16 protein-coding genes are annotated in these 23,614 nt (G+C 72.3%); 7 read left to right on the plus strand and 9 right to left on the minus strand.

The annotated features are described in order from the left end of the window. Positions 1 to 18: 18 nt before the first annotated feature. The 4 genes from AVL59_RS14730 to AVL59_RS14745 all read right to left on the minus strand — a co-directional run bounded on the left by AVL59_RS14730 (position 19) and on the right by AVL59_RS14745 (position 7,819). On the minus strand, positions 19 to 2,610 hold the full coding sequence (locus tag AVL59_RS14730) for a protein kinase domain-containing protein (RefSeq protein WP_067303914.1): 2,592 nt from the start codon (positions 2,608 to 2,610) through the stop codon (positions 19 to 21). 77 nt (positions 2,611 to 2,687) lie between these two features. Continuing rightward, complete coding sequence (locus AVL59_RS14735; protein ID WP_079146698.1) at positions 2,688 to 3,713, minus strand: patatin-like phospholipase family protein; 1,026 nt, start codon at positions 3,711 to 3,713, stop codon at positions 2,688 to 2,690. Continuing rightward, positions 3,697 to 7,443, minus strand: a complete 3,747-nt coding sequence (locus AVL59_RS14740; RefSeq protein WP_107407366.1) for a WD40 repeat domain-containing protein — start codon at positions 7,441 to 7,443, stop codon at positions 3,697 to 3,699. Before AVL59_RS14740 ends, AVL59_RS14735 begins: the two co-directional genes overlap by 17 nt. Next, the gene (locus AVL59_RS14745; RefSeq protein WP_067303920.1) at positions 7,436 to 7,819 is read right to left on the minus strand and encodes an effector-associated constant component EACC1; all 384 of its coding nucleotides are present in this window, start codon (positions 7,817 to 7,819) and stop codon (positions 7,436 to 7,438) included. Before AVL59_RS14745 ends, AVL59_RS14740 begins: the two co-directional genes overlap by 8 nt. Positions 7,820 to 8,145: 326 nt before the next feature. On the opposite strand from AVL59_RS14745, the gene AVL59_RS14750 reads away from it, so the two are divergent. Together AVL59_RS14750 and AVL59_RS14755 are read left to right on the plus strand one after the other, a co-directional pair. After that, a complete protein-coding gene (locus AVL59_RS14750; RefSeq protein ID WP_067303922.1) occupies positions 8,146 to 10,194 on the plus strand; it encodes a phosphocholine-specific phospholipase C in 2,049 nt (682 codons plus the stop codon). A gap of 66 nt (positions 10,195 to 10,260) precedes the next feature. After that, the gene (locus AVL59_RS14755; protein WP_067303924.1) at positions 10,261 to 11,163 is read left to right on the plus strand and encodes an LURP-one-related family protein; all 903 of its coding nucleotides are present in this window, start codon (positions 10,261 to 10,263) and stop codon (positions 11,161 to 11,163) included. A 93-nt stretch (positions 11,164 to 11,256) separates the two neighbouring features. On the opposite strand, the gene AVL59_RS14760 is transcribed toward AVL59_RS14755, so the two are convergent. Next, positions 11,257 to 12,291, minus strand: a complete 1,035-nt coding sequence (locus AVL59_RS14760) for a DMT family protein (protein WP_067303926.1) — start codon at positions 12,289 to 12,291, stop codon at positions 11,257 to 11,259. Continuing rightward, on the minus strand, positions 12,288 to 13,094 hold the full coding sequence (locus AVL59_RS14765) for a phosphatase PAP2 family protein (protein ID WP_067303929.1): 807 nt from the start codon (positions 13,092 to 13,094) through the stop codon (positions 12,288 to 12,290). The genes AVL59_RS14760 and AVL59_RS14765 overlap by 4 nt, the downstream gene beginning before the upstream one ends. A 225-nt stretch (positions 13,095 to 13,319) precedes the next feature. On the opposite strand from AVL59_RS14765, the gene AVL59_RS14770 reads away from it, so the two are divergent. Then, a complete protein-coding gene (locus tag AVL59_RS14770) occupies positions 13,320 to 13,934 on the plus strand; it encodes a TetR/AcrR family transcriptional regulator (RefSeq protein WP_067303932.1) in 615 nt (204 codons plus the stop codon). Between the two features lie 139 nt (positions 13,935 to 14,073). On the opposite strand, the gene AVL59_RS14775 is transcribed toward AVL59_RS14770, so the two are convergent. Next, entirely contained in the window at positions 14,074 to 15,087 is a 1,014-nt protein-coding gene (locus AVL59_RS14775; RefSeq protein ID WP_067303935.1) for a DUF2510 domain-containing protein, read from the minus strand. Between the two features lie 252 nt (positions 15,088 to 15,339). Here AVL59_RS14775 and AVL59_RS14780 point away from each other — a divergent pair, with 252 nt between their 5' ends. From AVL59_RS14780 to AVL59_RS14790, 3 genes are all read left to right on the plus strand, one after another. Next, the gene (locus AVL59_RS14780; RefSeq protein WP_159399916.1) at positions 15,340 to 16,749 is read left to right on the plus strand and encodes a hypothetical protein; all 1,410 of its coding nucleotides are present in this window, start codon (positions 15,340 to 15,342) and stop codon (positions 16,747 to 16,749) included. A gap of 77 nt (positions 16,750 to 16,826) precedes the next feature. Beyond that, positions 16,827 to 17,078: a hypothetical protein gene (locus tag AVL59_RS52965; RefSeq protein ID WP_162494758.1), complete on the plus strand. Its 252-nt coding sequence runs from the start codon at positions 16,827 to 16,829 to the stop codon at positions 17,076 to 17,078. 97 nt (positions 17,079 to 17,175) lie between these two features. Beyond that, positions 17,176 to 18,132, plus strand: coding sequence for a hypothetical protein (locus tag AVL59_RS14790; RefSeq protein ID WP_237281508.1), 957 nt, complete (start codon positions 17,176 to 17,178; stop codon positions 18,130 to 18,132). 37 nt (positions 18,133 to 18,169) lie between these two features. Here the strand turns inward: AVL59_RS14790 and AVL59_RS14795 are convergent, their stop codons facing one another. Both AVL59_RS14795 and AVL59_RS14800 read right to left on the minus strand, forming a co-directional pair. Continuing rightward, positions 18,170 to 19,321, minus strand: coding sequence for an anhydro-N-acetylmuramic acid kinase (locus AVL59_RS14795; RefSeq protein WP_067303942.1), 1,152 nt, complete (start codon positions 19,319 to 19,321; stop codon positions 18,170 to 18,172). A 6-nt stretch (positions 19,322 to 19,327) separates the two neighbouring features. Continuing rightward, positions 19,328 to 20,635 carry an MFS transporter gene (locus tag AVL59_RS14800; RefSeq protein WP_079146699.1) on the minus strand — a complete coding sequence of 436 codons (1,308 nt, stop codon included), beginning with the start codon at positions 20,633 to 20,635 and terminating at the stop codon, positions 19,328 to 19,330. Positions 20,636 to 20,816: 181 nt separating this feature from the next. Here AVL59_RS14800 and AVL59_RS14805 point away from each other — a divergent pair, with 181 nt between their 5' ends. Then, positions 20,817 to 23,474 carry an ATP-binding protein gene (locus AVL59_RS14805; RefSeq protein ID WP_067303945.1) on the plus strand — a complete coding sequence of 886 codons (2,658 nt, stop codon included), beginning with the start codon at positions 20,817 to 20,819 and terminating at the stop codon, positions 23,472 to 23,474. Positions 23,475 to 23,614: the final 140 nt, after the last annotated feature.

A 23,614-nucleotide genomic window follows, 5' to 3' on the forward strand; every position in this document is an offset into this window, starting at 1 on the left:
CGTCGCACCTCTTCCGTCTCACGGCAGGGAATCGGCGGACGAGGGCGCTGCCCGGCCGTCCGCCGAGCACGCCTCGAGTCGTTCCGCGGCCAGATAGCAGCGGGTGAGGCCGATACGGACGTCCCGTGCGCCGGCCGAGCACTTGACCACGTAGAACAGACCGACGTTGATGCCGGAGACGACGCAGGCGTAGGCGATGACATCGAGCAGGACACCCTGGACGAGGAGAGCGGAGAAGGACCAGACGATGACGACGTAGATGAGCATGGACGGGCCCCACATCGCGTACTTGGAGAGGCCGTTGATGTTCTTGGGCTGGGCGACGGTGCCGATACCGGCCTCGTGCGCCTGGGCGGCTCCCCGCAGGGCGTACCGGTATCCGAAGTGGTTGACGCAGAAGGCACTGGTGATGCCCACCGCGCTGCCGAGGGTCCACATGCGGGGGGCGAAGAGATTGATGGGGACGACGAGGAGGCCGACGATCAGGGCGTTGGCCCGTACCCAGAACTCGGCGACGAGCCCCGGTCTGCCGAGTGTGGGGGGCTTGCCGGGCCATCGGCTGGACAGGCCGGCGTAGATGCTCTGGTAGTACTTCACCGCGCAGAGCGCGAACGTCAGACCGGTCATCCGCGCGGCCAGCCGGTCCGCGCCGGTGCTCGCGCGCTGCGCCGCACCGATCATGTCCGGCAGCGGTATCGGTACACCGAGGTCGTGCAGGCTCAGCGGTACGACCGTCACCAAGCAGACCAGCCACATCGTTCCGCTGAGCCAGGACCATGCGGTGAGCCAGTCGGCCTGCTTGACACTCCGGTCGAGCAGACGGCGCTCCGGCTCGGGGGAGGCGACCATCTGACGGCGCCGGCACGTCCCGAGGCGCAGCTGCCGGCGGGGCGAGCCGGCCATGGGCGCGAGCAGTCGCACCGCGCGGACCCAGCGGCGCTGCTCGTCTTCGAGCGCGCCGCCCTCAGCCGTGACCAGCGCTTCGAACTCGCGCTCGAAGACTGCCTGGAGCCGTTGATGCGGGCTGTTGCCCCGCGGGTCGTGCCGCCCGACGAGTACGCCGACCTCGGGGAAGAGCAGCAGCCGCCGCTCGGGTGCCGGGTCGATGAGGTCTTCGACGAGTCTGGCGAGCGTCGGCGTCACGGCGTAGAACGCGTCGGGCGCGGTGCCGTCGGGATTGCGGTCGATTCCGCAGGTGCCGATGATGATCTGGCCCAGCGAGTACAGATCGGCGTGGGCGTCGGGCTTCTCGCCGGCCCGCAGCTCCGGTGCCGCGTACAACTCGTCCATGCGCTGGGTCCCGGTGAAGGAACGGCCTTGCAGGTGGTTGCGGCCGAGGTCGATGAAGCGCATGCGCCATTCCCCGGCGTCGCCGGGCGGTGGCGCCTCGACGACGATGTTGCGGGGATTGAGGTCCGCGTGGCACAGGTTCGCCGTGTGGAGTTCGTCGAGCGCCTTGAGCAGCGGCGGGACGACGCGGGGCAGCAGGCCGAACTGGGGCCGCACCTCTGGCTCCAGGAGGGGACGCGGCACCACTCCCTCCAGCGTGGGCCGGTCGTCGGCCGGCCGGGGGTAGTCCTCGGTCAGGACGTCGTGCAGGGTCCTGCCGGCCGCCTGTTCCATGAGGATCCAGGTGCAGGCACTGGCGTACACCTCCACCGTGCTCGTGAGCGATTCCTTCGCATCGGGTGAGTCGGTCCACGGCGAGTAGTCCTGCTGATACGAGAAGGTGGCCTGCGAGATGGCGGGGACCTGCGCGTACGGCAGCAGCACACACTTCAGCACCAGAGGGTGCGCGCTCCTGGACGGTACGCCGTCCCTCAGGTGCGCGCTCAGGATCACCGAGGTGGTGCCGAATCTGAACAGCCGCATGCGGCCGAAGTCCAGGTCTTCCCAGGCTTCGAGACTGCGTTCGTACGACGCGTACTCCTCGGCGTCTTCTTCGCCCGGCCTCGGCTTGTGCGCCAGTCTCTCCGGAAGCGGGGGTCTGTACATGATGCGCAGGGCCTCGCCGACGGCGGGCAGGCTGAGCAGCAGGTTGGCGTGCGCCTCGCGTTCCTCGAGGGCTTTTGCGGCGTTCCGGTCCACACGGACGCGGGTGGCGATGTCCAGGTGCTGGCGCGCCTCGGCGTCCTGCAGCGTGAGCAGCGTCAGCGCCAGTACGCCGAGGCGCGCTGCCGCCTGTTCCACGGAACGCTCCGCCCTGGAGGCCGGGCCGCGGCCGGTGAGCACCCGGTGCACGAGCGCGGTGAGCCGGCCGGGCAGTTCCCAGCCCGGCCGGGCCGGCCCGGGGCCCGTCTGCGCCGGGCCGGACGGCATGACGCGAGCCGACACCTCTTCGAAGGGGCCGCCGTAGGTCACCCCGTAACTGTGCGAGTCGAGAGGGGCCGACTCCAGCACGAGGCGCCATCCGGTCTCCACATGGTCCCGGGCGCCCGCGTCGCCCGCGGAGTCCCGCCGCTCGCCGGGCAGGACCGTGGCCATGCGGCCCGCGGCCTCCACCTCGTTCTCCAGCTCACCGATGCGTGAGCGGATTTCATGGGTGAGGAGTCCGTGCCGGCCGAAGTCGGCGGCGATGCTGATGACGCTTTCCATGATGCCGAACTGCACGATCGTCTCCGGTCGCTTGCGGGAGTGCGCGGGTCACAGGACAGGGCGCCGGCGAAACGGATGTCACGGCCCGCGGCTCACCAGGCCTGTGACACGGTCATCCTCGGGATGGCCCGCCGGTACTCCTTCTCCACGGCCCAGTACATGACTTCGTAACCCGCCCGCGCTCCGGCGATGAGCTTGCCGAAACCCATTTCGTGGCGCTTGACCTCGGGGGTCCCCGGCACGGGCGCGAGATCCAGTACGTGCGGCCGCGCCGTCGGGGTACGGCGTTCACGGTGAAGACCGAGACGAGCGGCCCGGTACTCCTCGACGGACCGGACGTACCCGCGGCCCAGGCCAGGGCGCAGCCGTTCGAGCCGCCGCTCCACGATGCGGTTGAGGAGGGTGGGCCCGGTGCGGGGCTTGGCCATGGGCCGGGTACTGAGCGACAGGACGTGGGTGCACTGTTTCCTGGCGAGGAGGAAGGGGTGTGCGGTCAGCACTCCGCCGTCCACGGTGCGCAGGCCGCGGTAGGGGCAGGTGCCGCTGACCGCGAGCGGAAGCCAGCACGTCGAACGCAGCGCCGCGGCGAGGTCGGCCCGGTCCTCGAACCCTGTCACGTCCAGGGTCTCCAGCCCGTCGACGTCGGTGATCATCACGTGGAGCGGGATGTCGGACCCCAGCACGCGCTCGTAGTCGAGCCTCTTGACCTCCCCCACGACCCGGTCGATCGCGTAGCCCACGTCGAGCACGTCCCGACGGCGCAGGGCCCGGCGGAAATCGAGGAACTCGGGCGTGGTGAGGTCGTCGTAGTAGATGGACAGCGGGTACCAGGTACGGCCGGCGAGGAAGTATGCCGCGTTGATGGCGCCGGAGGAGCATCCGTAGACGACGTCGAAGGCGGGGATGAGGTCCATGTCTTCCAGGGCCGAGAGCATGGCCGCGGAGACGATCCCGCGCAGGCCCCCGCCCTCGACGGCGAGCCCCAGCCGTTCGCCGTCGTTCCGCCTGCCCGGGCGGCTCTTCTGCGCGCGGCGGGTCCGTAACAGTTCCAGCACGGGGTGGTCCGGGGACCACGGCGGTGCGAGGGCGGCGCGAGGGGGTTCAGAGACCACGGTCATGAAAGACCTCCTTGGGCCGAGGGACAGCACAGGGTTCGAAGCGGAGCCTGCTGACTCCCGTCGCCTGGCCGACGATCAGGCATGCGCTGTCGGCCTCCCAGGCGCAGTCCGTGAGGGGAGACATCAGGCGGTGGCACGCGAGGACGGCGAGGGTCTCGGCGTCCCAGCACCAGACGAGACCGTCCCGGCCGATGCCGGCGAGATGACGGCCGTCGTCGGACAGGGCCAGCGATGTGACCGGGTGACGCAGTTCCTGCTCGGCGGTGACACGGCCCTGCTCGGTGACGCGCGACAGAGTGCGCGCGGCGCGGTAGAGAACGCCCCGTCCCCAGTGCAGGGCCGTCGGAGGCGGTGTGTCGTCACGGCCGACGACGGGGCCCGGCAGCCGGTGGGCGCGCAGCGGCCCGACGGGGCCGTGGCCCCCCGTGATGTCGAAGGCCGACGTGCTCAGGACCGAGACGTCGAGGTCGTACAGGTCGGTGGTGTCGGTCAGCCAGAGGTGCCGCGACGAGGCGTCGAAGCAGCAGGCACGGAAGGCCCGTTGCCCGACGGAGCGGGCCGAGGGCTCCGGCCCGGTCATGCGCCACAGCAGCGCCTCGCCGTCGCGCCCGATCGTCGCCGCCCAGGTGCCGTCGGGTGCCGCCGCGGCGGCGACCACGGCCGTACGGTGCCGCGGGCTCAGTGCCTCCTCCTCGGCGGCGGTGCGGCGGACCACGGCGTCCGCGGTCTCGATCCCGGCGCGGCACACCGTGGCACCGGCGGCGGTGAGCCGGCGGTGGACGACGCGCCCCTGCTCACAGCCGAGCAGGAGCCAGCCGCCCGCGTCCGAGGGGGCGGCCGCCACAAGAGCCGGCGCGGGGGCGCCGAACGGCTCCCGCGCACGGGAATCCGGTGACGTGCCGGCGCTCCGGGCCCTGCCGGTCGTGCCGATCTCGCGGACGGCGCGTACGGCCTTGCCCACCCGCAGACAGGCGATCACGGGCGGGGCCGGTTCCGGCGCGGCCGGACCGCCCGCCGGCAGCCGGTCGAGGTTCCACAGGCGGACGAACCCATCGTGACCGGCGGTCACCATGCGGGTGCCGTCCCGGGTGAGACAGAGCGTCCTGCCTGCCGCGGTATGTGCCCGCGACCGTACGGTGCGCGGGGCCTGCTTGTCGTCGGGGCCGGGCCTGTCGTGCAGCGTGGCGAAGCCGTCGGCGTCCAGCGTGGCGAGTCGGCGGCCGTCCTCGGTCAGTGCCGCGGCCACCACCTCAGGGCCTTGGTCCCAAGGGCCGACGGCGGGGGCGGGGGCCGTGTCCCGGGGTGCGCGTCCCTCGTCGCCCTCGCCGGTCCACCAAGCCGCGAGCCGGGCCTCGCCGCGCCCGCCGAACCCCAGTAGCCGCAGGCGCGGTCGCCCACGGTCACCGGCAGGTGTCCCGTTTCCTTCCGGGTCCTTCCGGTGGGCCTCGCTCCGGGGGAGCAGCTTCACCAGATCGCTCCACTGCCACGCCTGCCGGGACTGGGTGATCAGCCGCGTGCCCGACTCGATGTCCCAGGCGCTGATGGAGCCCGCGTCGGTGACCGTCAGCAGAGTGTGCCCGTCGACGACCGCCGCGCCCGCGACGGGATGGCGATGGGCACATGTGTGGGCGATGCCGAGCGACTCCCCGGAGTCCGCCGCGGGCACCTTCACCAGGTGGACGCTCCGGTCGCCGCGCCCCAGACAGACGGCCAGGCCGGCCGAGATGCCTCGGCAGCCCCGGAAGCCGCCCGGTGCCGTGGACAGGGGATCGCCGTATGCCGTACCGGCCTGAAGATCCCAGAGGCGGACGGCCCCGTCGTCGCCGAGCAGCAGGGCCCGGTGTCCGTCCAGCAGCACGCAGTCGCCGAGCCCGGTCTTGGTGTGGTCGGCCGTGGCCAGCAGCACACCGGTGGGCAGTTCCCACAGCCGGGCGAAGCCCTGTTCGTCGGTGGTCAGCATGAGCGTCCCGTCCTCGTGGACGCAGCAGCCGGTGACCGGACCGCCCTGTCCGCCCAGCACTCGGACGACCGCCGGTGGCTCGGCGTCCGACGCGTGCTCCAGGAGCCAGTGGGGGCCCTCGGGGGCGAGCGTGCGCCACAGGGCCGCCCCGGGTGTGACCCGGCTCCGGCCGTGCAGCACCGAGATGTCGGTTCCGGGCGGGTCGGCGGCGTCGACGAGATGGGCCCAGGGGGAGAGGACTTCTGCCAGGTCGTGCCCCTCGACGCGGATGGCGAGGAGGTCGCGCAGCGCCGCACCCATGCCACCGGCCCCGCGGGCGCGGTGCAGGATCCAGTGAGGGTCGCTGACCAGGTCCCGGCGCTCCGCGTACCGGCCGGCCGCGGCCAGCCTGCCGGGCAGATCACGCCACGCGTAGCCCGCTCCGCACCGGCCGGGGGCGGTGCGCAGGGGGGACCACCGTGTCCAAGCGCTCTCCCCGGGCCGATCGGAGCCGGACTCCCGTCCGGGGGCGTGCGCGTCGGCCCGGCCGGGGACGAGCGTGCGAGCCGCCTCCAGCAGGGCCTTGCCCGCGACGGTGGACTGCTCGTCGTCCAGGGCGGGCAGGGTGTCGAGCAGAGAGGGCCGCACGGACAGGACCAGCGTCGGCCCGGCCCCGTCCTCGGCGACGGGAGCCAGGAACTCGGCGGCGAGGGCCAGTTCGGCGAACATGTGCCGGACGGAGACATCGGACTGACCAAGTGCCCGCCACCACCGGGCGAGCAGGCACAGCGGCAGGTCCGTGTCGCGCTCCAGCAGGCGCAGGGGGGCCGGCGAGGCGAGCGCCACCGCGGTGGTGTGCCCCGGCAGGCCGTCCGCCATCGAGTGCCGGACCATGCCGTCCCGCGCCCTCTCCTCGACGCGTACGACCCAGTCGGCGTGCGCGGGCGGCGCGGCCCCCCGGTCGGCGCACCGCAGGAAGTGTGTGACTTCATCGGTGAACTCCGGGGGAACCCGGGGGCCTGCGACGGCCCGGTTCAGGACGAACGGCAGCTTGGCCGCCCCGTTGAGGTCGTTGATCCACGGATTCGGCCGCCGGCGGCGCAGGAGATGAGCGCGCGTCTCCTCGAACACGAGGTCCAGGGGGAGCAGTTCCGGTCCTCCTGTCCTGCCCTGGCGGAGAACGTGGAGGAGCGCGCCGGTGAAGGCGGTGTACCTCTCACCGGGCGGAGCCACGGCAGCGGCGGTCGGTCCGGAGGCGGCGACGACCACGGCCCCCGGGATGTCCGTCCGTCGTTCGAGGTCGCTCCCTTGCAGTCCGAAGGCCCGGGCCGCGTAGCAGCAGTCGAGGACGACGATCCGTCGGCGAGCATTGCTGCGCCGGACATGCCACTGCACCTTGCCGTAGTCGAGGGCCTTGTCCAGACGCACCCTGCTGCTGTCGCGCAGGGCCAGCAGCAGGTTCTCCTGGTCGTCGATCAGTCCGTGACCGCAGTAGTACACGAGCAGGGTGTCGGTGGTCGTCCGGTCGGCGGTCGCCTCGTAGAGCGCGTCGAGGACGTCATCCGTGCGCCTCGGGTCCGGGAGGAGCCGGCAGCGCGACGGGTCGAGGTTCCAGTCGTTCCGCACGAAGTCCCGGAGCGCGTTCATGCTGTCCACCGCCGACGGCAGATCACCCGGGTTCTCGGGGTCGGCATAACGTCCGGCCGCGATGAGGACGGCCCGCGAGCTACGGGGATCGGGCAGGGCTGGGGGAGGACCGAGGGCAGGGGCGTCGGCTGCTCCCTCAGCCATCCTCACCGCCGAGCAGCTCCTCCAGGAGCCGCTGCTCCGTCGCGGGGTCCACGCCGTCGAGCCTGACGGCCTCCCGGCCGGGCCGTACGATCGTCACGGTGACCGAAGGCGCCCGGCCGCGCCGCCAGTTGTCGATGCCGAGCCAGAGGGAGGCCGCGTTGAACCCGGTGCTCAGGACGAGTGAGAGGACATCGAACCACGCGGACTGGTAAGTGGTCTCGGGCGGTTCGAGGGCCGTCAGCTCCCGGCTCAGCGTCCCCGTCCTCACCTCCGGGTCGCGGTCGAGCCACCTGTCGAGCGACCGCAGAGCGTGGTGGGCGTCGTCCTGGCCGTCAACCTTGATCAAGAGCTTGATCGGTGAGCCGGTTTCGCTCATGTCTCTTCCCCCCGGAAGTCCCCCTCGTCAGCCGGCCGACCGGCTGACCGAACGCACCGGGCCGCCGGCTCGTCGAACCGTTCACCCAGTGTGCAGCCAGTGTTACCCCACCGCGCGGGTTTCACCCACTCTGGGTAAGTCTTGTCCAGGTTGATACAAGAGCCGGTACCTTCTGGAGATTTGGCGCACGCCCCCGCCGTACCAACGACTTTCACATGGGCGCCACCGGACCCTTCCCTGACGTTTGCTGCTCTTGGAACACTCGCAGCGCGCAGATTCCGTCATCTGGCGGGCATCGCGCACGTCAGGACGAGAGGAACTCACTCATGACCGAAGTCAACCGGCGGCGCTTTCTCCAACTCGCGGGCGCCACGACGGCGTTCACCGCGCTCTCCAACAGCATCCAGCGCGCGGCCGCCCTGCCCGCCCATCACCGCACGGGTTCGGTCCAGGACGTCGAGCACATCGTCGTCCTGATGCAGGAGAACCGTTCATTCGACCACTACTTCGGTTCGCTCCGGGGCGTGCGGGGCTTCGGTGACCCGCGTCCGGTGACCCAGAACGGCAAGTCGGTCTGGAAGCAGTCCGACGGCACGAAGGACATCCTCCCCTTCCACCCGGACGCGGACGACCTGGGCCTCGCCTTCATCCAGGACCTTCCGCACGGCTGGAACGACGGGCACGCCGCCTTCAACGGGGGCAAGTACGACAAGTGGGTGCCCTCCAAGTCGTCTACGACGATGGCGTACCTGACGCGTGACGACATACCGTTCCACTACGCGCTCGCCGACGCCTTCACCGTCTGCGACGCCTACCACTGCTCGTTCATCGGCTCCACCGACCCCAACCGCTACTACATGTGGACGGGCTACACCGGCAACGACGGCAAGGGCGGCGGCCCGGTCCTCGGCAACGACGAGGCGGGCTACTCCTGGACGACGTACCCGGAGCGACTGGAGCAGGCCGGGGTCTCCTGGAAGATCTACCAGGACGTCGGCGACGGCCTGGACGCGAACGGCTCCTGGGGCTGGATCCAGGACGCCTACCGCGGCAACTACGGCGACAACTCGCTGCTCTACTTCAACCAGTACCGGAACGCCAAGCCCGGCGACCCGCTCTACGACAAGGCCCGCACCGGCACCGACGCGCGCAAGGGCGAGGGCTTCTTCGACCAGCTGAAGGCGGACGTCAAGGCGGGCAAGCTGCCCCAGGTCTCCTGGATCGCCGCCCCCGAGGCCTTCACCGAGCACCCCAACTGGCCCGCCAACTACGGCGCCTGGTACGTCTCGCAGGTCCTGGACGCGCTCACCTCCAACCCCGAGGTGTGGGCCAAGACCGCGCTGTTCATCACCTACGACGAGAACGACGGCTTCTTCGACCACGTGATCCCGCCCTTCCCGCCGGCCTCCGCCGCCCAGGGCCAGTCGACCGTGGACCCCGCACTGGACCTGTTCAAGGGCGACGGCAGCCACCCCGCCGGCCCCTACGGGCTCGGCCAGCGCGTGCCGATGCTGGTCGTCTCGCCGTGGAGCAAGGGCGGTTACGTCTGCTCCGAGACCTTCGACCACACCTCGATCATCCGGTTCATCGAGCGCCGCTTCGGCGTCAAGGAGCCGAACATCTCGCCCTGGCGCCGGGTGGTCTGCGGCGACCTGACCTCCGCCTTCGACTTCTCCCGCAAGGACGCGGGGCCGGTCACGCTGCCGTCCACGGCCGGCTACCAGCCGCCGGACCACGACCGGCACCCCGACTACAAGCCCACCCCGCCCGCCAACCCGTCCCTGCCCAAGCAGGAGCGCGGCAGCCGCCCCACCCGCCCCCTCAAGTACAACCCGGTGGTGGACGGTTCCGCCGACACGGCGGCCGGCAAGTTCACGCTCTCCTTCACCTCCGGCGCACAGGCGGGCGCCGCGTTCCTGGTCACCTCGGACAACCGCACCGACGGCCCCTGGCCCTACACCACCGAGGCCGGCAAGACCCTCTCCGACACCTGGAACTCGGCCTACTCGGGCGGCTCGTACGACCTCGCCGTGCACGGCCCGAACGGCTTCCAGCGCCTCTTCAAGGGCCGTAACAAGGCCGCCGGACCCGAGGTCACCGCCCGGCACGTCGGCGACGACGTCGAACTCACCTTCACCAACAAGGGATCCGGCACGGTGAAGCTGAAGCTCGTGAACCGCTACGGCGGCAGCCCGGTCGCCGTGACCGTGCGGCCCGGGGCCACCGTGCGGCACACGGTCGGCCTCGTGGCGAGCAAGCGCTGGTACGACCTCACGGTCACCTCGGACGCCGATCCGGCCTTCCTGCGCGGCTTCGCCGGCCACGTCGAGAACGGGCACACCGGCGTCAGCGACCCGGCCATCATCACGGGGTGAACGGGCGATGAACACCGCTCCGTGCGGACTGGTCAGGTACCGGTCACATCAAGGTAGTGTGCCCCGGTGACTACCCAATCAAACACTCCCGCAGGCTGGTACCCCGATCCGCACGGGGCGGTCGAGACGCTCCGGTACTGGGACGGCGCGCAGTGGACCGAGCACACGAGCCCGGCCCAGCAGGCCGCGGGGCAGGCTCCGCAGCAGCAGGCCGTTCCGCAGCAGCAGGCGGCTCCCCAGCAGTACGGGGTCCCGCAGCAGCAGGCAGCTCCTCAGCAGTACGGCGTCCCGCAGCAGCAGGCCGCCGACGCCAAGGTGCAGCGTCAGGTGCAGCAGCAGGCCGGAGTCGCGGCCGGCGGCCCCGGCGGCGGCACCCTGTTCACCGAGCCCGTCCTGGTCGTGAACCAGAAGGCCAAGCTGATCGAGCTGACCAACGAGTACAAGGTCATGGATCAGCACGGCCGAGACATCGGCTCGGTCGTCGAGGTCGGCCAGAGCGCGCTGAAGAAGATCCTGCGCTTCGTCTCCAGCCTCGACCAGTTCATGACGCACAAGCTGGAGATCCGCGACGCCTACGGCCAGCCGCAGCTGGTGCTGACCCGGCCCGCGAAGATCTTCAAGTCCCGGGTCGTCGTCACCCGCCCGGACGGCTCTCCGGTCGGCGAGATCGTCCAGAAGAACATGATCGGTAAGATCAACTTCGCGATGAACGCGAACGGCCAGCAGGTCGGCGCGATCAAGGCGGAGAACTGGCGGGCCTGGAACTTCGCGATCGTCGACCACTCGGACAACGAGGTGGCCCGGATCACCAAGACCTGGGAAGGCCTCGCCAAGACGCTGTTCACGACGGCGGACAACTACGTCCTGCAGATCCACTACCAGCTGCCCGAGCCGCTGCTGAGCCTCGTGGTGGCGACGGCCCTGACCGTCGACACCGCGCTCAAGCAGGACTCGCGGGGTCTTGGCTGAGCTCGTTCCACGGGGACACGGCGACGGCGGCCGGTGCGGGCGGACATTCCGCGCACCGGCCGCCGCTGTTTTCCGCGCGGTCCGCGTTCTTGCTCAGAGTGCGGTGAGATGCCCCGGCTGCTTCGGCTGTCCGGGCTGGCGGGGCACCAGCACCGGTTCCGTCGTCGCCGTGCCGGGCGCCAGGGCCAGGACCGCGGCGACCGGGTGCTCGTCGTGCCCGTCGCTCCCGTCGTGCCCGTCCTGTTCGCCCCCGGCGTCGCGCTCGCCCGGTCCGTCGTGCTCGCGCCGCCCGTCGGCCGGACCGGGGCCGGGTGCCGCCCGGGTCAGCAGGACCACGCCCCAGCCGGCCAGGCCCGCCCCGGCCAGCGCCAGCAGCACCCCGTCGGCGCCGCCCCGCAGGCCCTGCCCGAGCAGGGTCAGTCCGATGACCGCGGCGGCCACCGGGTTGGCCAGGGTGACCACGGCCAGCGGGGCGCCCAGACCGCCGCGGTAGGCCGTCTGCGACAGCAGCAGCCCGCCGGTGGCGAACCCGGCGACGAGCACGGCGACCACGATCACCTCGACGCTCAGCGCCGGACCGGAACGGCCCGTGGCCGCCACCGTCACCGTCTGGGTGAGCGCGGAGGCGACACCCGAGGCGAAGCCGGAGGCGGTCGCGTGCCTGAGGCCCGGCCGGGCGCCCGGCCGGGAGAGCATGCCGATCAGGGCGGCGGTCGTACCGGCGACCGCCAGCGCCTCGGTCAGGCTCAGCACCCGTGCGGGTGCCGGGCCCGAGGCGGTGATCAGCAGCGCGCCGAGACCGAGCAGCGTGAACGTCGTACCGCGCCACTCCACCGCGCTGACGCGCCGCCCGGCCGCCCGTGCCCCGAGCGGCACCGCCGCGACGAGGGTGAGCGCGCCCAGCGGCTGGACCAGGGTCAGCGGGCCGTACTTGAGGGACACGACGTGCAGCAGTGCGGCGGCCGCGTTCAGGCCGATCGCCGACCACCACGCACCGGTGCCGAGCAGCCGCACCAGGCTCGCGCCGGGGCTGCGGGAGGCGAGACGTTCCTGAGCCACGGCGGCCGCGGCATAGGCGACGGCCGAGACCAGCGACAGACCGACGGCGAGCAGGGTTGCGACGCTCATCGGCCCGCTCCCGCCAGGACCGTCTCCTGCGGGACGAGCGGCCGTGCGCCGCGTTCCGCCGTGCCGGACGTCCGCCGCGGCCGGTGCACGACCGCCAGGGCGGCGCCGAGCATGACGGTCGCCACGATCGCGTCGAGCCAGTAGTGGTTCGCCGTGCCCACGATCACCAGCAGGGTGATCAGGGGGTGCAGCAGCCACAACCAGCGCCGGCGGGACCGGGTCGCCGCCATCAGTCCGATCGCCACCATCAGGGCCCAGCCGAAGTGCAGCGAGGGCATCGCCGCGAACTGGTTGGAGAGATGGTCGCTGGAGGGCGGGCCGTAGACGGAAGGGCCGTAGATCCGGGCGGTGTCCACCAGGCCGGTGCCGGTCAGCATCCGCGGCGGGGCCAGCGGGAACGCGAACGGCAGCACCAGGGCCGCGGAGGTCACCACGGCCAGGACCCGGCGGGCCCACACATAGTGCTCGGGCCGCCTCAGGTACAGCCAGACCAGGAAGGCCAGGGTGGCCGGGAAGTGGACGGTCGCGTAGTAGGTGTTCGCCAGACGGGCGAGGGAGTCGCCGTGCAGCAGTGCGGACTGCACGGCGGTCTCGTGGGGAAGGTGCACGGCCCGTTCGAGGTCCCACACGCGGTGGGCGTTGCGGAAGGCGTCCGGCGTGTGACCGGTGGCCAGCCGGCGCCCGAGCTTGTAGACGAGGAAGAGCCCTGCGACGAGCAGGAACTCACGCAGCAGCGGCGGGCGCGCCGCGGCTATCGCGTCCGGCTCCGCTTCTGCTTCTGCAGGCTCGGTTCGGGCATTCATCCCCCGGCCCCTTCGCTGACGGTCGTGCGTGTGGTGGTGCGTGCCGGTCCCGGACCGAGCCCGGAACCCATCGATACGTCTCCGTACCGATACGCCAGTGTACCGATACGCTTGAGTACCGGTACACTGACGTATCGATTGATGTGCGACACACTGGAGACAGGTTCTGCGGCGGCCCTTCGGGGCAGCCGCGGTGGGCCGTAGGCGAGTGAGGAGAAGCAACGCATGACGTCGCAGGCCGCGGACGGACCGGAGACGGTCGCCGCCTCGCGCCGCTCCAAGATCACGCCCGAGCGTGAGCGGGAGTTCTTCGACGCCGTGCTGGAGCAGATCCGCGAGTGCGGCTACGACTCCGTGACCATGGAGGGCGTCGCCGCCAGCACCCGCTGCAGCAAGTCCACGCTCTACCGGCAGTGGAAGACCAAGCCCCAGTTCGTCGCGGCCGCGCTGCGCGCCAGCCGCAAGGTGCGCTTCGCCGGCATCGACACCGGCTCGCTCGCCGAGGACCTGCGCCAGGCCGCGCGGGCGGCGGGCGACTGGTCCAACAAGGACGCCAGGCTCATGCAGGCCCTCGGCCACGCGGTCACGGCCGACCACGAACTGGCGCAGGCGCTGCGCGAGGCGGTCGTGCTGCCCGAGATCGCCGCGCTCGAGGAGATGCTGGAGCGGGGCGTGCGGCGGGGCGAGGTGCGGGCCGGTCATCCCGCGCTGGAGTACATCCCGGCCATGATGTTCGGCGTGCTGCGCGTCCGCCCGGTGCTGAGCGGGCAGAACGCCGACGTCGACTATCTCGTCCGTTTCGTGGAGGCCGCTGTGCTGCCCGCACTCGGACTGACCTAGGACTCAGGCCGCCGTCCACGGGATGACGGACGGTGGCCTGCCCGCGCCGCACCGTGGGGACGGGGGCGGCGCGCACCCCCCGGCCGGGTGGGGTTCCTCTTGAGCGGAGGGGGACCCCACCCGGCCGACTTTTCGTGCGTCAGACGTTCTGGCCGTCTCCGTCGCCGGACGACACCTTGATCCCCTTGAGGATCTCGTCGATGACCGACAGTTTCTGCCCGACGTCCACGCCGAAGCGCACCACGACGATCCGCTTGGCGTCGTTGGGCGAGGGGAAGGCGACCGACTCGACATAGCCGTCGGCGCCCTTGCTGGTGGCGGCCTTCCAGCGCACCAGGTAACCCTTCTGCCCGGCCACCGTCACCGCCTGCGAGGCCAGCAGCCGGTGCGAGGTGATACTGCCGTAGGTGGTGCCGCCGTAGGACTCCTTGGCGTTGGCCGCGATGTCCGCCTTGGCCACCGCCTCGGCCGTCGCGCCGTCCGTGCCGAGCGCGACGGCGGGCGCCGAGTAGGCGCCGCCCGCGGTGCACGACTGTGAGCTGTCACCGGGGCACTTGTAGGAGTCGTCGGAGGTCACCTGCGCGCCGACGCTGATCGTCTGCCCGGTCCACCCTTGCGGGACGGGCAGACTGATCCCGCTGACCGGGTCCGGCACCGTGCCCCCGCCCTTGATCTTGGGAGCCGCGGACTGCCCCGGCGACGGTGACTCGCCCGGCCCGCCGGACCCGCCGGACCCGCCCGATCCACCGCCGGGCCCGCCCTGCCCGCCGTTCTGCCCGCCCTGCCCTTGCTGCGACGCGCGGTCGCCACCGCCGCTGCCGCTGTCGTCCTTGGTGAGGGCGTAGACGCCGACCCCGATGCTCACCAGGACCGCGGCCGCCGCCGCGACGGCTATGCCCGTGCGCAGACCGCGCCGGGGCGCCGCCGGCGGCTGGGCGGGGTACGCCGGATAGCCCGGGTGTGCCCCGTACGCCGGGGGAGTCGGCTGCCCGCCGTCGGCCGGATACTGCGCCGGGGGACCCCACGTGGCGGCCGTCCCGGCGGGGCGGGTCTGGTCCGTCCATGCCTTGCCGTCCCACCAGCGCTCGGTGGGCGGACCGTCATTCGTCTGCCCGGGGTCGGGGTACCACCCGGGAGGAGTCACCTGCGTCATGTCTCCACCGTATGAGGCATCGGTGAAAGCGGGATGAGAAGTTCCGCCCCCAATTCCAGGAACCCGGATTTTTCGCCCCGTTTTCCGCGCGCAGGTCTCTGTGCGCAGGTTCCTGTGCGCAGCGTCATCGATCACGGAAGCCGAGCCGGAACCCGATACCGCCGCCCGCCGGTCGGCGCGGTGCGACCAGGGTCTAAGGTCCGACTGTTCGTTGATCGAATCTGCAAAACTCCTTCACACCTGAGGACGTTGATGAGACGAAGAACCTTCACCGGTCCGGCCGCGGTGTTCATGTCGGCCGCCGGCCTGGCCGCATCGCTGCTGGGCGCGGGCCCGGCCGGTGCCGTCACCGGACAGCCGGTGATCACTCTCGACGCACCGGCGCCGGCGGCCCTGCCGGCCGCACCCGCCACGGACGACCTGCACTTCGACTTCCAGACCAAGGCCAGGCATCTCCAGGCCGACGACGCCACCCTGACCGTGGACGCCCGGGGCCTGTCGAAGGTCGCCAAGGTGGCGTTCTCGGACAACTGCACGGTCCACGGCCTGGTCGCCACGTGTTCCGAGTCGTTCGATGCGGACTCGGCGTCCACCACCCACCTCGGCGCCATGACCCGGCTGACCCTGACCGCGCTCAGGGGCGCCCGGCTGGGCACCACGGGAACGTACAAGATCACCGGCAAGTCCGCGCACGCACGGATCGCGGGCGGCACGGGAACCGTCACCGTGGGAGGGCCCTCCTTCGGTCTCGACAGCCTCGCCGACCACACCAACCTGAAGGTCGGCAGCGACCTCGCCGAACCGGTCCGGTTCACCAACGTGGGCAACCGCCCGGCCAAGGGCGTCCAGACGGTCCTCGCCGCCTCACCCGGCCTGGACTTCGGCCGGCACTACTCCAACTGCAAGTACGGGTCCAACGGCGCGATCCACTTCGCGGTCTGCTATCCCAAGGGCACCATCGACATCGGAGAGACGGCCGCGCTGGCCGATCCGGTGCGCCTGCACGTGAACTCCGCCGCCCTGCACACCTACCTCGACGTCCGCACCGCGCCCCTGGGCCAGCCGGGCTGGCCGGAGGGACAGGGGATCAAGTGGACGTGGGGCAGGGGGTCCGCGCTGGGACTGAAGGTGATCAAGGCGGGCCGGCACTCCTCCGCCCCCGCGGGCTCGGTCTCCCTGCCACAGACGGGCACCGTCACGGATTACCGGATCGCATCCCTGCGGGCCCGCAACCAGGCCGACTTCGCCGTCTCCGGCGCGAGCGCCCACGCCGCTGCCGGCAAGACGGCGCCCCTCGCCTTCCACCAGACCGCCAATGGTCCGGCGACGCTGTACGACCGCAGCGGCGGTGAGGGACTGCCCACCGTCTGGGTGACCCTCCCGCCCGGCACCACCGCCGTCGGCCACTCGGCCAACTGCTCCCCGTGGCAGGAGAACAACCCGACGGCCGAGGCCAAGGGACCCTACGTCTGCGGTCTGCCGAGCTACGTCGTGCCCAAGGGCCAGGTCACGAACTTCACTCTGACCCTCCGGGTCGACCAGATGGTCCGGCAGGCCAAGGGCAAGGTCCAGCTGGTCTGGGGCCCGGACCCGGCCCACTCCCGCCGGCCGGACTTCGACCCGAAGAGCGGCAACGACTCCGCCGTGCTCACCGTGAACTGAGCCTCGCCTCAGCGGCGGCTGAGCGATGGGCGGGCTGATGCCGAGCCGGGCGTGCTCGGCATCAGCCCGCCAGCCCCATGAGCCTCGGCGAGATGTACCCCGTCGACCCGGACGACGCCCGCGTGACCAACGGGCCGTGGCTGTACGGCCTCATGGGCGCACCCCCGCCCACGCCCTCGTACTCGGACCGGCGTCCGACAACGGCCCCTACGGCTGCCTCACCCACCCGCAGCCGTCCTTGCACCCCGCTCACCCGCGGCCCCGGCCAGCCGCCCGCGGACGACGAGGACGGCCTGGCCGGACGGATCACCGCACACGTCGACCGGTGACCCCGTCCTTCGGACGAACCCGGCGGTGTCGGACCCGTACGGCATCATGACGGAAACGCCAGGGGCCCCGGCCCCACACCAGCGAAGGGTCAGCCCGGTGAGTACGGTCCCGCCCCCCGAAGGATCCGACGGGGAATCAGAGGAGCAGTCCTCCATATCCGACGCGCAGTGGGCCGCGTTCCTCCGGGACGCCGCCGAAGGCGATGGCGCCGCCGCGCCGAAGGAGCCGTCGGCGCGGGCCAGGATGGTGAACCGGCGGCTGCGGGCCGCGCGCGGGGCGGAGCCGAAGGCCCGCAGGCCGAAGGGACGTGGGTTCCGCGAGTGGGCGGGGGCCGCGGTCCCCTGGGTGGCCGTGGCGGCCGTTGTGCTGGTCGTCGGCTACCAGCAGAACCTGTTCTCGTGGGGCGGGCCGCCCGCGTCGGGCCCGGCCGAGGCCGTGGCACTGCCGGGCGGCGGTGTCTCCGACGGCGATCAGTGCGGAACCAAGGGCTACCACCACTTCCCGCTCCCCGCGTCCGCCTCCTCACCCGAGCCGCAGTCCACGGGCCCGCGTCCCGGCCCGCAGCTCGAACTCGGCTCCTTCGGCTATGAGCAGTTGTCCGGCCGAACCCCCGGCCGGCTCGGCATCGGGCTGCTCTTCGCACAAGGCCCGAAGGGCTCGCTCCAGGTGTCCCGGACCCTGGGCGGAGAGGGCGTCGCGGTGGAGATCGAGGGCCCGGACGGACTGGTCGGCGGCGCGCACGGCCTCCCCGTCACCTGGCACACCCCCAGGAAGGCCGGCCGCGAGGACAAGACGCACATCGACCTGACCGGCGGCGCCGACGCCGAGGTCGCGCTCCCGGCCCGGGCCCTGTGCCCCGGCTACGACGGCAACGCCGTGATGAAGAAACTCGTGCCGCCGATCGACTCCAAGAACACCATCACCGGGCAGCCGGCCTACACCCTGACGGTGTCCGTCCGCGATCCGGGTGTCGGAGAACTGCGCAAGTCGATCGGCTCTCCCGCCGGCGGCAACCTGCTCAGCGCGAACAACCTCGTGCCCGACGGCCCCTGAACGCGGCAGACGCCACTCCGCCACGGGCGCCGGCACATCACGCCTCCACCACCAGCCGCACCGGAACGCCCCGCTGAGCGGGCGGCAGGCGCAGGCCGTCGCGTCCCGGTGTCACCGATCCCAGCACGCTCGGACGGCGGGCGCCGGTGCTGCGGGGGTCCGTGCCCGGCAGGCCGTGGACGGTGAGGAAGCCGAGGACGGCGAAGGCGTAGGCCTCCTTCGCCGGCGCGGGCAGGCCCAGCTCGTCCGAGGTCCGCAGCGGGATCCCGGGCAGCTGATGCCCCAGTTCCCGCACGAGCACCGGGTTGCGGGTACCCCCGCCCGAGGCGATCACCTCCGTGGCCCCGACGGACCGTACCGCCTCGGCGACCGTCCGCGCCGTCAGCAGGGTGAGCGTCGCCAGCGCGTCCGGTGCGCTCAGGCCGTCCAGCCCGGCCGCCCGCAGGTATCCGGCGTGGAACAGCTCCTTGCCCGTCGTCTTGGGCGGCTCCAGCGCGTAGTACGGCTCCGCGAGCAGCCGGTCCAGCAGCGGCCGGTACGGCAGCCCGCGCGCGGCCAGCGCGCCCCCGGCGTCGTAGGCCAGGCGCCCGCCGCTGAACTCCCGGGCCGCCGCGTCCAGCAGCGCACAGCCCGGCCCGGTGTCGAACGCCGTCCCGTCCGGCGCGGTCAGATTGGCGATGCCGCCGATGTTCAGCGCGACCGGCGTACCCGGCCTGCCCCACAGCCACAGCAGGTCGACCAGACTCACCAGGGGCGCGCCCTGGCCGCCCGCGGCGACGTCCCGGGCGCGCAGATCGGCGACCACCGGCAGCCCGGTCGCCTCGGCGATCCACGCGGGCTGCCCCAGCTGGAGTGTGCCGTGCACCCGGCCGTCCTCGGCCCAGTGGTAGACGGTCTGACCGTGCGAGACCACCAACTCCGCGCGCCCGCCGCACAGTTCGCGGTCGGCCCGGACCGCCGCCGCGGCGAAGGCCTGCCCGATCCGGGTGTCGAGCCGGCACACCTCGGCGAGCGGTACGGCGGTCGGTGGCAGCGCCGCCGCGAGCGCCTCGCGCAGCCCGCCGTCGTACGGCGCGCTCACCATTCCCAGCGGCTTCAGGGCCAGCGTGTCGCCGTCCAGGCGCAGCTCCGCGGCCGCCGCGTCCACCGCGTCGTACGACGTCCCCGACATCAGTCCGATCACCCGCACCGGACATCAACTCCCTTCGTCACAGTGCCGTTTCCCCAAGGTCAGTGCGCTCACCGCGCACGCCGCCGCCGCGTAGTAGGCGGGCACGTCCACGTTCCCGGTCCGCCGCACGGCCTCGGTGATGATCAGCCCCGCGCATCCGGAGAAGACCGCGTTCGACAGGGAGTACGCCAGCCCGAGGCCCGTCCATCGCACCCGCGTCGGGAACATCTCGGCGAGCAGCGCGGGCCCGGGCCCGGCCATCAGCCCCACCATCGCGCCCGCGGCACAGGTGGCCACGCCCTTGACGACGGCCGAGGTCCCCGCGTCCTGGAGCAGGTTGAACAGCGGCACCGCGAGCCCGGCCACCAGCACCGCCCCCGTCAGCATCACAGGCCGCCGCCCGATCCGGTCGCTGAGCAGCCCCGCCGGCAGGATCGCCGCGGCGAACCCCACGTTGGCGGGCACGGTGGCGAGCAGCGCCTGCCGGACGTCCGCATGCAGGGCGGTCTGCAGATACGAGGGCAGCACGACGAGGAACGTGTATCCGGCCGCCGCCCAGCCCATGACCCGCCCGGCACCCAGCAGCACCGCCGCGGCGGACACCCCGGCACCCCCGGGACCGCCGTCCGCCTTGTCCTGGGCCCGGAACTCCGGTGTCTCCGCCAGCCCCGCCCGCAGCCACAGCGCCACAAGACCGAGGGGCAACGCCAGCAGGAACGGCAAACGCCAGCCCCAGTCGCCGAGCCGGGCCCCGCTGAGCGCGGTGGCGGTCGCCGCGGCGGCCCCCGCCCCGCCCAGCAGGCCCAGCGCCACCGTGCACGACTGCCACGCGCCGTACAGTCCGCGTCTGCCCGGCGGCGCGAACTCCGTCAGGAGCGCCACCGCCCCGCCGAACTCCCCTCCCGCCGCGAGCCCCTGAACGATCCTCAGGAACGTCAGCAGCCATGGAGCCAGGGCGCCGGCCGTGCCGTACGTCGGCAGCGCGCCGATCAGGGTCGTCGCGGCCGTCATCAGCGCGATCACCCCGAGCAGCACCGGCCGTCGCCCGATCCGGTCGCCCAGCCTGCCGAACAGGACGGCGCCGAGGGGCCGGAAGAAGAACGCCAGCGCGAAGGAGGCGTATGTGCGGACCAGGCCCTCGGCCGCGCTCCCGCCCGCCGGGGTGAAGAACCGCTCGGCCAGCACCGTGGCCAGATAGCCGTACACGCCGAACTCGTACCACTCGACGAAGTTGCCCACCGACCCCGCCGCCACCGCGCGCAACGTCGGCGCACGGACCGCCGTACCGCCGCGATCGCCGTCGTTGCCGCGGTCTTCGAAAATAAGCTTCATCCCAGGCCCTGTTGACGGATCGTCCACTGTGCATCGGCTGGTCGGGCAGGGTGCGCGTCGCCCGGCCGCACCCACTTTCACCCGGCGGTGCCACACCTGCCCGGACCTGCCTCCGCACATCCCATCGGACGGCTACGCTCGTGGTCTGTACGTCATTCGGGCGACCTGGGGAGGTAACGGGATGACGGAGGGACGGCCGCCGACGGCCGGCTCGGCTGCCCTGTGGGAGCGGGACGCGGAGATCGCCACCGTCACACAGGCGCTCGACGTCCTGTGCGCCGATCAGTCGTCCGCGGGCAGCCTGCTGGTCTTCCGGGGCGAGGCCGGACTCGGCAAGACCGCGCTGCTGAACGAGACGCGTCGCATGGCCGAGCGCCGCGGCGAGACTCTGCGGTCCGTCCCGTTCAACGTGGTGCGGCAGCTGCTGCAGCCCGCGCTGCTCTCCCTCCTGCCGGAGGAGGCCCGCGAGTATCTCGGCGACTGGTACGAGATCGCCGGCCCGGCCCTCGGCATAGTGGACCCCGGAGAGGGCAGCGCCGACCCCCAGTACGTCTGCGACGGACTCGTCGCGGCCGTGCGCCGGCTCGCCCGCCGCGAGTGGCCGCTGGTGCTGCTCATCGACGACGCGCACTGGGCCGACCAGGAGACCCTGCGCTGGCTGGCCGCGTTCGCCGAGCGCCTGGACGACCTGTCCGTGCTGATCGTGGTCGCCCGGCGCCCGGGCGAGGTGAGCGGCGACAGCGCCCGCCACCTCGAGGCGGTGGCCGCCGCGGGCCGCCCCGTCAACAACCTGATCGCCCTCACCCCGCAGGCCACCGCCGGAATCACCCGCGCCTCGGTCGGCCGGCACGCCGACGACCCGTTCTGCCGCGAGGTCTGGGCGGTCACCGGAGGCAACCCCTACGACACCGTCGAGCTCCTCGCCAAGGTGCAGGACAGCGAACTCCAGCCGGTCGAGGGCCGGGCCGGCGAACTGCGCGCCCTGAACCGTTCCGCCCGCGGCGGCGGCCTGGTCGACCGGCTCAAGGGACTCGGCATCGAGGCCACCCGGTTCGCCTGGGCCGCCGCCATCCTCGGCACCGGCATCTCCGCCGACCTGGTCGCCCGGCTCGCCTCCATGAACCCCGACATCGCCGAGCGCTGCGCCGAACTGCTGTGCACCGCCCGCATCCTCACCGAACCCGACCCGGCGGGCGGCGCCGAGACGGACGACGGCGAGCTGGAGTTCGTCCACCCGCTGATCGCCACCGCCGTCTACAACTCCATTCCGCCCGGTGTGTGCACCGCCATGCACGGCGTCGCCGCGCAGATCCTCACCGAGACGGGACACGGCGCCGCCGAGGCCTCCCGGCATCTGCTGAAGGTGCACCCGGACGACGACGAGGAACTCGTCGAGCAGCTGCGTGAGGCAGCCCGCGAGCACCTGGCCGTGGGCGCGCCCGACGCGGCCCGCCGCTGTCTGGAACGCGCCCTGCTCGAACCGCCGGTGCCCGAGGTCCACGCGCGCGTGCTCTACGAACTGGGCTGCGCCACCCTCCTGACCGCGCCCGCGACCACCATCGACCACCTGCAGAACGCGCTCGCCATGCCCGGCCTCGACGGCGCGGAACGCGTCGACGCCGTCTTCCGCCTCTCCCAGGCCCTGCTCCACAACGACCAGCTGGAGGAGGCCGTCCGCACCGTCGAGGCCGAGGCCGCCCGGCACGAGCCCGGCCCCGCCCGGATGCGGCTGCAGGCGGTGCAGTACATGTGGGAGGGCATCTACGCGGGCGAGGCCACCTCACCCGATCGCTCCGAGCGCCTCGCCGAACTCGCCCGGACCTGCACCGGCCAGGACAACGCCGAGCGCGCGCTGCTGATACTGCGCGGTTTCGACGCCATGACCCACGGCGAGAGCGCCGAGGAGGTCGTCGAGCTGTGCGACCGCGCGCTCGTCAACGGCCGGCTTGCACCGGGACTCGGCTGGACCGACACCGAGTGGGGCATAGAACTCCTGCTGATGCTGTCCAACGCGTACGCCTTCGCCGACCGGCTCGACCGGGCCGAGGCCCTGTACACCGAAGCCCTGCGCACCTACGAGACCGCCCAGTGGACCGGCGGCCACCTCGCACTGGCCCACGCCTACGTGGGGTTCGGACACCGCAGGCGAGGACGGCTCAGGGAGGCCGAGACGTCCCTGCGCGAGGGGCTGCGCCTGGCCGAGCGCGTCGGCCGCGGCCTGCCCCTGTACTGGACCGCCACCTGCAACCTCGTCGACACCCTGCTCGCCCGCGGCCAGGTCGGCGAGGCGTGGTCGATCGCCGAACAGTACGGATTCATCCCGCCCTACCCGTCCACGATCGTGCTGCCGGACCCGCGCTCCGTGCGCGGCCGGCTGCTGCTTGCGGTCGGCCGCGTCGACGACGCGATCAACGAACTGGAGGCGGCGGGGAAGGCGGCTGCCGTACGCGGCCACCACAACCCGGTGATGGTCCCCTGGATGGTCGACCTCGCCCGGGCCCTCGCCACCCGGGACCCGGCCCGCGCCGCCCAGCTCGCCGGTGACGCCCGCCGCCAGGCCGAGCGGTTCGGTACGGACACCGCCATCGGCGAGGCCCTGCGCTGCGCGGCCGCCCTGGAGTCCGGCCCGCGCGCGGTACACCTCGCCTCCCAGGCCGTCGCCTATCTGGAAGCCTCGCCCTGTCAGTACGAACACGCGGCCGCCCGGGTCGAGTACGGCATCGCGGCCCGCTCGGTCGCCGAACTCAACCGGGGTCTGGCGCTCGCCCGTTCGTGCGGTGCGGACGGGCTGGTGAACCAAGCGCGGGAGGTGCTGGAGAAAGGGCGGGGGCTGAGGTAGGGCACACCGCTGCGGCAGGTCACGACGGGTGGTATGCGGTCGGCTGAACACCGCACACCACCCACGTTCACATGACCAGTTCGAAGGCGATGTACCGGCCGAGCCCGGCGGTGGCGCCGGTGATCAGAGCCGTGGACATG

Source organism: Streptomyces griseochromogenes (assembly GCF_001542625.1).
Lineage (GTDB): Bacteria > Actinomycetota > Actinomycetes > Streptomycetales > Streptomycetaceae > Streptomyces > Streptomyces griseochromogenes.